Consider the following 12,586-nt stretch of genomic DNA (forward strand, 5'->3'; position numbering starts at 1 on the left):
TAGAATAAGTCGGATATCTGTACCAGTTTATTCTATTTATCTTGTCCAATTTATAGCTCAATTCTCTATTCTTTTTAAGTGTACCGGTGTTTTTTCTCTAAAAGATATCTCGGTTTCGATTATGGTTTCACCGCCCATATCTTCACCTGCACTTAACCATTTTCCTCCTTCTTTGTAAAAATACCAGATGCCATAAAAGTCATCGGATATTTTACTAATAACGGCTGCTAGCGAGTCGTTGTAAATAAGTATTTTGTTGATATAGGTATTCAGTATCTTATTTCTTCTCTCTTCGCTTATTACTTCATCTGTAGCATCGTCTTTCATACGGCTTTGTAAAAAGTTGCAGGTCAATTGTTTTAATTTTGATGATTTTCCGTTTGCCAAAATATACTTTATAGAAATGAATGCATTTAATGGAGTGTCTTGCTCGTTTATTTCGGCGAAATCCTTTACCTCTTTATCTATATTTATGGCTTTATAGCTATTTTGCGATATCGCATTTTTGTCGATCAGCATTCTTGATTTCAATTGTTCGGTCTGTATCGTTCCGTTTTTCAATGTAACAAAATAGGAGTTGTTGATTTCATTTTTACTGACTGCCTCTACAAATTTTCCATTTTTGAACAGAATGCCCGATAAATTGTCACTCGCATAACCTGAATTCATCTCATGGCTCTTTATTTTTTGATGATACATTTCTTTTTTTAAGCTGTCGGAATAATGAGGGCAATTACTATAAGGGAGATATGCTAAGCCATCCACTATACTGAGGTGAACAGGACGGGAGTCACTGATACCGTTCTGAAACCAACAAATAGAACCGGCACTTCCTCCGGCGAGGATAATTCCTTTCTTCAGTGCTTTTCCCATTATTTCATCAATTCCCTGAGCTTTCCATATTCCGAGCATATTCAGCGTATTTCCGCCTCCTACTACAATGGCATCCATATCTAGTAGAGTCTCTTCGAATGTTTTGGATTCATGAGCAGAACTCACCCAGACTTTAAGAATATGAGGTTCGATAGCCAATTTCTCACAGATATATTTCCAGTATTTTATATTATCTTCATTATCTGCGCTAGCAGTAGGAACGTAACAAATTTTCGGATTTGTTTTTCCAGTTAAATCAACAACATATTGTACAAATTTATCGTTAATATCTCCCCCGAAAGCAAAAATGGTCTGGTCGGGTTTTGTATTATTTGTGCGATTTTGGGCATAAATAGTCGTAGTGTTCAGTAAAGTAAGGGATACAACAAAAACGGATAGGTAGAAATACTTTTTAGATTGTGATAATCGGCTTGCTTTTTTCATAGTTTAATTAGATTGTATTTATTCTCTTGTTTTGTCTTAGGTCTTGAAATACAACAAAGATTTGTTGCAAGATAAACTTTTGCAAATGTATTGTTATTTTATACTCAAAGTCAATTAATTATTGAGTATAATTTCAAAAACATGATTTTGGAGATTGCGTGCAATGGGGACTTTATATATCCCTATATTCAGCTGATTGCCTTCAATAGCTTTAACTTGACGGATATTGGCGATATATGATCGGTGAGTTTGTAGAAATATATCACTCGGAAGAGCTTCCAGCATTTGTTTCAATGTAGTATGAACAATCTCTTTCGATTCAGTTGTGTAAATCGTTATGTAGTTTTCCATACTCTCTATGAATAAGATATCGTTTAAAAATATCTTTTTCATTTGTTTGCCGCTTTTTACGAATATATATTTAGTTGTATTATCCTTTGCTTCTTTTTCGAGTAAGTCGTGGATTTTGTTGATAGCCTTTGTAAAACGTTCGAGAGTGACAGGTTTGAGAAGATAATCGACCACATCCAATTCGTAACCTTTGAGTGCATATTGCGCATAAGCTGAAATAATAATCACTTTAGGCGGATTAGTGATTGTCGATAATAAATCCAATCCCGACATATTCGGCATTTCTATATCCAGAAAGAGTAAATCAGGCTGTACAGTTTTTAGCATCGTATTCAACTGTATGGCATTTTCACACTCACCTATTAGTTTAAGGAAAGGAAATTTATCTATATAGCTGCGTAATCCCTTTCTGGCAATAGGTTCATCATCTGTAATAATGCATTTAATTTCCATATCAATCGAGTTCAATTATCAGTTCGACACTAAAAGAATCTTCTTTTTGTTCGATTCTCAGCGTTTGCTTATCCGAATATAGTAATTCCAGTTTACGGCTCAAATTCTCTAATCCAATCCCTTTGTTTTTGGGATTACTTATTATTTCTGTCGAAATTGAGTTTCCGACAATAAATCGTATTTTATTATTTTCCAATTTGAGATCTACATTAATCCAGTATTCACCGTCAACATATTTAAAGGCGTTTTCCAGTAAAGGTTGAAATAGCAGAGGATGTATTTTCTGTTCAGCAAGTTCAGTATCGAAGTTTGTCTTTAAAACCAAACGCTCACTCATCCTTATCCGTTGAAGTTCAATATACGCATTTAAATAAATAATTTCCTCTGATACCTGCACTTTCTGTTGGACGTTGTACAATTGATAACGCAATAGTTCTGATAATAGTTCTACTGTATATTTTGCTTGTTTATTTTCTTCATCTATCTGAAAATAGACTGTATTCAGCGCATTAAACAAGAAATGTGGATGATATTGAGCTTTCAGAAAATTAAGTTCGGTTTCCAGTTGTTGATTTTTCACTTTTTCCAGCTGTAAAACCTGTTCATTATAATTCTTGTTCATTACATCGGTCGAGATAATGGCATAGTATATCAACAGAAGGGGAAGAAATACTACATTTATAAGCATGTAATCGATAATTCCGTCGCCCATATGGAAAATGCCAATATACTGACCTATTACGAGAACTATATTGATGTGTATCGCTGAGGTTAAAAAGATAATTCCATACTCTTTTGGAGATGATTGTTTTTTTTCTGCAATATATTTTCGTCTTTGTAGCCTTTTACGCATCCTTCGATCAAAGAAATAACACATAATAATGACAGCTATCTGACCTATTATGTGTAGTCTTATCGATCCTATCCAGAAAGTTCCGTTTTTAGTCAAATCGGTAACAGCCCGTAGAGTATTGAATATTACGAGTCCCAGAAAAAATGGATATAGCCAACGATATGGAAACCTCATTACTTTTATTTTATATAAATATCCCGAAAATAATTTAATGTTCTGATCTATGAATAATAATTTTAGGTTTATTTATTTTTTAGTCCGAACAATGGCCTTATCCACTTATATCGCCTTATCCCGAATTCGTATATAATCCAGCTAAAACCGAATGTGCCAATTACCATTAGTGAAAATTTGGGAAAGAATCCAAGATCAGTATGTTTGAGGTAATAGCCTAGAATGACAATTACAGTCTGATGCAAAATATACAAAGGATATACCGATTCGTTGGCATAAGTCAGCATTTTGCTCGGTTTATTCAGATAAGTTGCCCCGTAACCAAAAATTGCAAGAATCCATGACCATAGATTAAATACTTTGACGAAGGACGATATATATTGCTTGCCCGAGAAATCACCCATAACAAACCACAGGCACATAAGTAAAGGGAACGCTATAATACCGCAGAGCAGATATATATGTTTGTTCTTTTTTACTGTTTCCCAAAAAACATCTTTGAGTGAAATTAGCAGAAATCCGAAGAAAAACAGGGTGCAATAATTTACCATGTTGAACCAGTCATTAAACAAAGCATGTGTCGAAGGAAAGATAGGTGCTAGATAAAGTTCCCAAAAGAAAAGCGGGATTATTAATACATAAAGCCCGAAGGCGTTTCTACTTAAAAATTGCATTTTCCTGATTATCCATGCTTCAACGTGCTTGCGTAAATAAAGGAATGCAGGGATTAATATTAATGAAAATATCAGTAAATATGGCAAGAACCACAAATGATGCCACGAGATGCCTCCTCCATTTGGATATGTATCCAAGAATGTCTTTGCAGGCCAGAACTCGAAATAGCTTCCGCTGAACCGTCCTTGATCGAGCCATTCGTAGTAAACTTGTGGCGGAACGATAAATATCATCCCTACAATCAGTGGAATTAATAGTCTTTTCGTCCTTTCTTTTGCAAACTCTCCGGCACTTCTTCTTGATAACGCATAGTATGTTCCCATACCTGAAATAACAAAAAGTATAGAAAGCCGCCATTGATTAAGAAATAGCATAGGAAAGACCAGACCCTCGTAAGTCTGAACATCTTTAATATGGCTTTCCCATGGTACAAAGAACATTCCTACATGATAGAAAATCAATAATCCGAAAACTATTACCCTAAGACTGTCTATGTCGTATCTGCGCATAATGAATAATTGTTATGGTAGTAAAATTATGTTTTTCACAAAACTAGTGATGCGTATTGATACAATAAAATTAGTTTGACCAATGGGATATTTTTGTTGATGAACGGTGGATAAACAAAAAAGCAAGCGACTAATCACTAGCCGCTTGCAAATCAAATAGAGTATTACCTCTTGAATTTATATGCAATAAATGAACTTCGAGTAATCTCTATTCTTTTGAGATGTTTTAATATTCTGTATTTTGAGGGTCGAAGTTTGCCCATCCTTTTGTCCAGTTGTCACTGTCTGCGTCACTTTTGAATGCACCCACATAATCAACTTGTTCAAAGCCATTCAATAGAGCATCGGTGAACGAAGCTGCTCCAAGTAGAGGACTGCCTGTTGTTGGTCCCCAATTGGCGTTAGAAAGAAGACTATTCGGTTGTTTTAGTTTCAAGTCGGAAATGTTGGCTAATACTTTATTGCTTGGTTGAGCAACGAAATAAGTGTGAGAAAATGATTGAGCATCAGTCATATCTTTTCCGTTTGTCGAATATTTGTCAACAAGGCTATTGTTTACATCAGATCCTACAACTCCCATTTGAGCGAAGAATACGTTGTTTATTTTCAAAGTACCGTTTTTAGCCAGCCCTTGCGTATTCCCATTTTGGTTGTCAAGGAGTAACCCTACAGGGAATCCCATTGCTACTGAATTGAAGCAACTCAATTGAGAATAACGTCTGATCTGCATAGCAGCCTGGAATAATCCTGTTTTTGAGATGTTGTCGGGTCTGTAGTTGCCTGCATTGATATATTGCATAGTATTCATAAAATCATTTGCCTGACCAATAGGACCAACGAGAGTTACATTACTGAATACAGTTGATGTTTTAGGATTGGCATCTGTTCCCGGTTTGTTATTGTCAGACTCGAAGCCATTCGATAAAGATGTATCTGCAATCTTAGGATTACGGACGGCCAACAGATATTGTAGTTTACCTGAGAAACCGTTATCTGTGTCAAAGTCATCATCCCATCCGTGATATGCGATCAGGTATTTTGCACTGACAGATCCACCGAACCACTCGAACGAATCGTCGTTGCTATATGATACCTGTACGTGATCTACTTTAGTAGCTCTACCTACCGACCCGAAAGTTACTCCATTTATCTCTTGGTTTTCATCGAAAACAGAACCGGCAAATTCGACACGTACATAACTCAATATACCCGAATTATCATCGTCATTGTCTCCTCCATGTTTCGTTGTAGGGCCTCCTTCTATACCGAGTTGAGCTCCATTGTTATTTTTGGCATATCCGCATATAATAAGCCCTCCCCAGTCGCCCGGTTTGCGGCTTCCTTTAGGTTGTGCCGAAGTAAATACAATTGGTTCGGTAGCTGTTCCTTGTGCATAAATCTTACTTCCCGGCTCGATGATTAAACTTGCTTTAGAACCTTTTTCCCCTTTGATGATTGTACCCGGTTCGAAAGTAACTGTCGCACCATTTTTCACATATACCCATCCTTTCAGAGAGTAAGTGCCTTTTTTGTAAACCACATCTTTTGTGATTGTATATGTGTAACTACCATCACCTATTACACCCACTACGGGTTCCGGTTCAGGATCAACACCAGGAGTTACATTGTCGTCACTGCTACAACTTGTAAAAAGCATGATACTACTAGCTATCAACGCTAAACTAAATGATTTGAAAAGTTTCATAAACTAATTATTTTAAATTTTAGAAATTCAATTTGGCAGAAATACTGATATTCTGTCCCGGATTATATTGTCGTGTAATTTGTTCTCTTTCGTGCAATACTCCCTCTTTATCTATGAATTTGGGGAATTGTTTGTAGAAAATATCCTGAGAAAGTATGTCTTTGATTGAAGCGGCTATTTCTATACTTTTTCCGATTCTCTTTGTTACTGTGAAATCAAGTACATTTCGGGGCATCTCGTACATATCGGGTATATCGTCGTTGACGGTGCTGCCCTCGCTCTTACTTTTGAGTCCGATACCTACAATCCGCTTCCCGATAATATTGTACATCAGTCCCGCAGTTAGTTGCATCGGGTCATTTTGATAAAAGAATCCTGCGTTTACAAGGAATGGAGATTGCCCCTGAAGCGGTCGCTCATCTTCGATACTACTCTCATCAAATTTTACTTTACTGCTGATCAAAGAACCATTAAGAACTACTGATAAGTTTTTTAGTCCTATAAAATCGAGTTGCTTTTTTACATCTATTTCTACTCCTAGATTATGGGCAGATAAAGCATTTTCGAAAGTAAAGACACGAGCTCCTCCTCCAGTATTTATGAATGACCATTCTATCGGATTTTCGAAGTGCTTATAGAAAAGAGAAACGGATATTAATTCAGAAGTCGATGGATAAAACTCGTATCGCAAATCTAAGTTCTGTATATAAGCAGCTTTTAAGTCGGGATTTCCTGTGATTCGGTTAAATAGATCGAAATCATAATAGGATGCAGGAGACACCTCTCTGAATTCGGGACGATTGATGGACATACCGTAAGCGAATCGCACTATATTATCTTTATTCAGGTTATAACTGATATTCAAAGAAGGGAAAATATCTGTAGTTTTATATTCAGAGTCTTTTGTTTCATAACCGGTTCCCGATGTGTAGTTGGTGAGCGTCATAATATCGTGTTCGAAACGGGCCCCTGCATATATGTTGAACTTCTTGTAAGGAATATTGATTGCCAGATAAGTCGCTATAAGCTTGTTGTTACCTTCATAACTATCCACATTGTTTGTAGATTCGTTGATGTAAAGTTTACCGGCTCCAAAGTTTTCAGGAATCAATATATCCTTCACTACATTACCGAATCGGAAGCTATATGGGAAATAGTTTTCATTGAACAGATAGTCAAAATCCCGGGTCTTGTAATCCTTGGTTTTATATTCCCCATAAAATCCGCCTTTCAGAGTAGTTGTGATATCGGAACTGATTTTTAGATCATGTGAATAATTTGCTCCTGCGTTATAGGTATATTCGTTCAACTTAATAAAGTTACGCTCAATATCCGCTTGCGATATAAACATTTGTCCGTTGAAAGGATCTTCGTCAGTCGAAGCATTTTCAGTACGGTTAATCATACGGCGGTCGGGTTGATTCTTGTTAGCGTACGAGAATCCCAGTGTCCAGTCCAGTTTATCGGCAAAAGGCAATGTGTGTTTCCCTGTCAACTGCCCGGCGTATGTTGTTCTGCTCGAGTATAAATATTCTTCCCTTTCTTGTCTTTTCTCGCGTCCGCTAGTATAGTCTGTTCCATGGCGTAACGTATAACGGCTTTGTCCCAATTGGTTGAATATATTCTGAAACTCGTAGTGGTTATTGTTATTCGATATAAAAGATAAGTTAGCCATGGCTCCAACCCGCACATTTGTATTGTACTGATCGTCGCTATAATCGTTATCGGGTTCTACTTGGTCAGATATATCATTATAAACCTCATATTGTGCATTTCTCATGTTGGTGAGTGTACGGTTCAGATTGCTGTAATTTAGCGCAGTAGTCAACCCCCATAACTGTCCTCCTTCTTTTTTGATACGTCTGTTCATAGCAAACGAGAAGCGCTGGTCGGGAAGAGGATTTTTAGTTTTTATGTCCCAATTGTTATTGAATCCATTTCTGCTTACGGCATCTACTGTTTCTTTATCGTCAGAATTTAGTCTTGGAGGTACAATACTCCCGATGCTTCTAAGTCCGTTGTCGAACCCTAGAAAATCGGTCGGGCTTCCCGGATTATATTTGAAATCTTTGAAATGTGTCTGTGCATTTAAACCTGTTCCGTAAGTAATTTCCATCGAATTCTCATTTGGGATACCTTTTGTCGCCACTTTCACAAATCCTCCTGAAAAATCGGCAGGAAGTTCGGGTTGTGGCGATTTCACTATCATAATATTTTCTATTTGTGAACTCGGGATGAGGTCGAAAGAGAAAGAACGGGTATCCGATTCGGAACTTGGAGTGGCACTGTTGTTGACCCAAACATTGTTGTAGCGTTGTGATAATCCTCTGGCCACAATGAATTTGTTATCCATAATAGATATTCCCGGAATACGTCTTATCACCTCGGCAGCGTCTCTATCCTGATTCTTAGATATCTGCTGAGAAGAAACTCCGCTGACAATACCTGTCGATTTTTTCATCGAATTAAGCAACGATACTTCTGAGTTTATCCGGGCTGTTGCCATTACTACAACTTCATTTAATGATTGAAGAGATTCCTGCATTGGAATATTTAAGTCTGTATTCTCTCCTTTCTTTGTTTCTATGTCTGTAATCTCTAGTGGGCTGTACGACAGGCACGAGGCTGTAATCGTGTACTTTCCCGGTCCTACATTTAATTCATAATTACCATCGACATCGCTTATAACTCCGTGGGTTGTATTTTTTACTGAAATAGTAACTCCCGGTAGAGTTTCTCCCGTTTTACTGTCTGTCACAACTCCCTTTATAGATGTTTGTGCGAATAATGTTGTTGTAACAAATAAAGTAAAAACGGTTAAGACGGCTTTAAATAGGTAATAGTGTCCTCTTGAATTAAGTGAAATGAAATAATTTGTCTTGTGCATATAAATTCTAAATTTTATCTACACAAAGCACATGCTTTATTGTTACAGGATAGTACCTATTCTGATAAGGTTGAGTTACGCGAACACTCTTTTTTTGTTACGGATATTTCTTTTTTGTTAATGGAAATTTTGATAAATAGCATAATCTCGACTAATGATAAAAAACTTGCTACTGCTTCAATTGCTTAAATGTATTACCTTTGTTCTAAGAGACATTTATAGTAAATAAATCAAGTGTTTAGTAATGAAAAGAAATTTGATCATCCTGTCAATTATATTATTCCAGCTACCGATATTTGCCCAAAATGATCATCAGAGAATAAAAGTTTCTGATGATATTGAATTAATCAAGCTCTCGGATAAAACCTATGTACATGTATCTGTCGCTGAAATAGGCAGTTTCGGAAAAGTCTCTTCAAATGGATTGATTCTGGTAGACAAAGGAGAAGCATTTCTATTCGATACACCGGTAACAAATGCGCAGATGGAAGTATTAGCCAACTGGATTGCCGATTCGTTACATGCTGCAATTACAACGTTTATTCCTAACCATTGGCATGAAGACTGTATCGGAGGATTGGACTATCTGCATAGCAAAGGAGTGAAATCGTACGCTAACGAAATGACAATAGATATTGCAAGAGAGAAAGCGCTGCCTTTGCCGCAGTATGGATTTAAAGACTCTTTGGTTTTAAAAATGAACGATATAGATATTCTTTGTTATTATCTTGGTGCAGGGCATACTTTGGATAATATTGTAGTTTATATTCCATCCGAGAAAATTCTGTTTAGTGGATGTATGACAAAAGATATTCATTCCAAAGGATTAGGAAATACTATTGATGGAGACGTGAACGAATGGGCGAAAACAATCGATAAAGTGCTGAATAAATTTCCTGAAGCAAGCGTTGTTATACCCGGTCATGGCGAGATTGGAGGAATTGAGTTGCTAAAGCATACACGAGAATTATTGAATAAGAAATAATACGAAATGGTTATAAGAGAATATATGGATTCGGACAAGGAGCAATTAATAGAATTGCTGAGGTTAAATACACCCGAATATTTTTCCCCAAGTGAGGAAGAGGATTTAAAAGATTATTTAGACAATCACGCCGATAATTATTATGTAGTCGATATTGATGGTGTAATAGTTGGATGCGGTGGTTTTAATTTGACTGACGACAGGGAAACAGGGAAAATATCATGGGATATTATTCACCCTAAAAGTCAGGGGCAGGGTGTAGGTCGTGAGTTGACCTTATTTAGAATCCGAAAAATGAAGGAGATTGAAAGTATAAAAACCATTTCTGTAAGAACATCACAGCTTGCTTATAAATTCTACGCAAAATTTGGCTTAGAACTAAGAGAGGTCGTTAAAGATTATTGGGATAAAGGTTTCGATATGTATAGGCTGGATTGCGATGTCAATTTAATTAAATAAACTGTTATGGATATATTTATTCCGACCGAAATAAACGAAGATATTGTCGAGGCTTTTGCCCGATTGATGCCCCAGTTGTCGCCCGATTGCCGGATACCGACAAAGGAATATTTAGAGAAGATTATAAATGCAGAGGGTAGCTATTTATTTCTCGCTAAAGATGAGAAGATAGCAGGAACACTTACACTTGTTATCTATCAAATACCCACAGGCAGAAAAGCGTGGATAGAAGATGTTGTCGTAGATAGTAATATGCGGGGCAAAGGTATTGCCGAAAAGCTATTACAGGCGGCGATCGATTTTGTCCGTAAAGAAGGGATACAAAAACTAGACCTTACATCAAGTATCGAAAGGCAATCAGCACATGCCTTGTATAAGAAAATGGGCTTTGAAGAACGGAGTACAACGGTGTTTAGGTTGTTGATCGATTAAAAGCGACTCTTTTTATTGAATATCTGTGTTCGATACACCAAGAGCCTTTGCACATAACCTTTTCTTCAAAATCAGTCGATTTGGTCATACCTACCGATTTCATCAGTTTTATAGAAGCTATATTTTCAGAATCTGTTATGCCTATAACTTCGTCAACAATTCTATTAACGAAGCAATAATTTAGGAGTAAGGTTACTGCTTCTTTGGCAATGCCCTTATTCTGATATTCGGGGGAAATATTGCAGCCTATTTCTGCTATGTTTTCAGAGACTTTCACTGCACAATCGCCTATAAGTTTATTATGTTCATTCCATATCACAGCTAAACCAATCCATTCACCGATTCTATTCAGGTCAATATTTTTGCATTGATTTACAAAAGCCATTGTTTGCTCTTTGGTAAAAGGTTCCCAATACTGATATTTTGCAATGCTATCTAGAGAACGATATGAATAAATGCTATCGACATCCGTTTCGTAGAAATTTCTCATTAGTAGTCGATCGGATGATATTGTTTTATTTTTCATGTTTGATACTATATTCTTACTTCGACTTTATCCACGTCAGTTTATGCCAAATACTCTCCAAAGGTCCTTGCTTGTGGCTTTTGAGCCACCACTTGCAGAATCCTACCTGTGCGACGAATACGAGGATACCGATAAGTAAACTTACGGTATATCCGCAATATGGAGCTAGATAAAGACCAAAAGGGAAGTAAATAACTGCACCTATCATCGACTGGGTTAAATAGTTTGTAAGACTCATTTTACCATAAAAGCGTAAATTGCCAGTCAACTTTCTGAATCTCTCGGTTTGATATAGCAATACAAATGAAGATACAAGCACAAACGTAAATGCGAATTTCTGCCACATATCGGCGACAACACCTACTGATTGCTTAATCATCGGTACATCGCTTTTATCGTATAATAATACTTTCAACTCATAAACAGGACAGAATAATACAGCAGATATAATAAGCACCTTCACCCAAAAGCGGGTATTCTTTTCAGACGAAATAAAAAGCTGTTTTCGTCCTATCAACATTCCCATCATAAACAATCCTGCTGTTTGAAGGAAGCGACCGCCACCGATAGCCCAGAACAAACTGGCTTTCTGACCGACAGTGATATTTCCAAGTATAAATTCCCCGAAATTACCATCTTTGGTATATGTTGCTACTTCGCCATACAAAGCGCCTACACCAAGATCGGGCAGGGCGTACGAAGGGTCGACAATACTAGCTATATAATGAAACCATTCTACGGGTTGTGCCAACAGCATTATTGCTAGTATTAAGACGGTTTTGTCGTTCAACTTACGCACAGCAAAAAGAAAGATACCTACAATCGAAAATAATAGCAATACATCTCCGCCGGGAAAAAATGCGGCATTTATAGTGGCAAAACCGACTAATAAGAGTAATCGCCAAAGAAAACGGTAACCGAAATCGTTACCCTTCAATTGCTGATTGGTGTATTGTATATAGAATGTGAAGCCGAAAAGGAGGGCAAAAATAGCGTACGATTTGCCTGCAAAAAGCGAAAATATAATACTGAATACACCATTATCCAATATATTCAACCATTCGGGTTGAGTGGCAGGATCGGGGTAGACAGGGAATATAAAATGTTCCAGACTATGAACCAATAAGATTGCCATAACAGCAAATCCACGAAGTGCATCAACGACTTCTATGCGTGGTGTTTTAGACAGAAGGTTTTCTTTCATTTACTATGTTTATGGTACTGTAAATATAATTAAAACTATTAAATTGACAATCCTGA

11 protein-coding genes are annotated in these 12,586 nt (G+C 36.9%); 3 read left to right on the forward strand and 8 right to left on the reverse strand.

The window, feature by feature from the left end; translation table 11 throughout:
• Nucleotides 1–57 precede the first annotated feature (57 nt).
• The 6 genes from G7Y57_RS11090 to G7Y57_RS11115 all read right to left on the reverse strand — a co-directional run bounded on the left by G7Y57_RS11090 (nucleotide 58) and on the right by G7Y57_RS11115 (nucleotide 8,924).
• Complete coding sequence (locus G7Y57_RS11090) at nucleotides 58–1,317, reverse strand: peptidase E (protein WP_165023901.1); 1,260 nt, start codon at nucleotides 1,315–1,317, stop codon at nucleotides 58–60.
• A 114-nt stretch (nucleotides 1,318–1,431) separates the two neighbouring features.
• Complete coding sequence (locus G7Y57_RS11095) at nucleotides 1,432–2,121, reverse strand: LytR/AlgR family response regulator transcription factor (RefSeq protein WP_165023904.1); 690 nt, start codon at nucleotides 2,119–2,121, stop codon at nucleotides 1,432–1,434.
• A 1-nt stretch (nucleotide 2,122) separates the two neighbouring features.
• Nucleotides 2,123–3,148: a sensor histidine kinase gene (locus G7Y57_RS11100; RefSeq protein WP_165023907.1), complete on the reverse strand. Its 1,026-nt coding sequence runs from the start codon at nucleotides 3,146–3,148 to the stop codon at nucleotides 2,123–2,125.
• 68 nt (nucleotides 3,149–3,216) lie between these two features.
• Nucleotides 3,217–4,332 (reverse strand): acyltransferase family protein, encoded by a 1,116-nt coding sequence (locus tag G7Y57_RS11105; protein WP_165023909.1) that lies wholly within the window; start codon nucleotides 4,330–4,332, stop codon nucleotides 3,217–3,219.
• 226 nt (nucleotides 4,333–4,558) lie between these two features.
• Nucleotides 4,559–6,037: a hypothetical protein gene (locus G7Y57_RS11110; RefSeq protein WP_165023912.1), complete on the reverse strand. Its 1,479-nt coding sequence runs from the start codon at nucleotides 6,035–6,037 to the stop codon at nucleotides 4,559–4,561.
• A gap of 19 nt (nucleotides 6,038–6,056) precedes the next feature.
• A complete protein-coding gene (locus tag G7Y57_RS11115) occupies nucleotides 6,057–8,924 on the reverse strand; it encodes a TonB-dependent receptor (protein WP_165023914.1) in 2,868 nt (955 codons plus the stop codon).
• 244 nt (nucleotides 8,925–9,168) lie between these two features.
• Between G7Y57_RS11115 and bla the strand changes: the two genes are divergently transcribed.
• The 3 genes from bla to G7Y57_RS11130 are packed head-to-tail and all read left to right on the forward strand — an operon-like array spanning nucleotide 9,169 to nucleotide 10,800.
• On the forward strand, nucleotides 9,169–9,909 hold the full coding sequence (bla, locus tag G7Y57_RS11120; RefSeq protein WP_165023917.1) for a subclass B1 metallo-beta-lactamase: 741 nt from the start codon (nucleotides 9,169–9,171) through the stop codon (nucleotides 9,907–9,909).
• A 6-nt stretch (nucleotides 9,910–9,915) separates the two neighbouring features.
• Nucleotides 9,916–10,368 (forward strand): GNAT family N-acetyltransferase, encoded by a 453-nt coding sequence (locus G7Y57_RS11125; RefSeq protein WP_165023920.1) that lies wholly within the window; start codon nucleotides 9,916–9,918, stop codon nucleotides 10,366–10,368.
• 6 nt (nucleotides 10,369–10,374) lie between these two features.
• Nucleotides 10,375–10,800, forward strand: a complete 426-nt coding sequence (locus G7Y57_RS11130; RefSeq protein ID WP_165023923.1) for a GNAT family N-acetyltransferase — start codon at nucleotides 10,375–10,377, stop codon at nucleotides 10,798–10,800.
• On the opposite strand, the gene G7Y57_RS11135 is transcribed toward G7Y57_RS11130, so the two are convergent.
• Entirely contained in the window at nucleotides 10,781–11,326 is a 546-nt protein-coding gene (locus G7Y57_RS11135; RefSeq protein ID WP_165023925.1) for a GNAT family N-acetyltransferase, read from the reverse strand. The genes G7Y57_RS11130 and G7Y57_RS11135 overlap by 20 nt on opposite strands.
• A 16-nt stretch (nucleotides 11,327–11,342) precedes the next feature.
• Nucleotides 11,343–12,530, reverse strand: a complete 1,188-nt coding sequence (locus tag G7Y57_RS11140) for a DUF418 domain-containing protein (RefSeq protein ID WP_165023928.1) — start codon at nucleotides 12,528–12,530, stop codon at nucleotides 11,343–11,345.
• Between the last annotated feature and the right edge of the window lie 56 nt (nucleotides 12,531–12,586).

Source organism: Dysgonomonas sp. ZJ279 (assembly GCF_011039205.1).
In the GTDB taxonomy this organism is placed as follows: Bacteria; Bacteroidota; Bacteroidia; order Bacteroidales; family Dysgonomonadaceae; genus Dysgonomonas.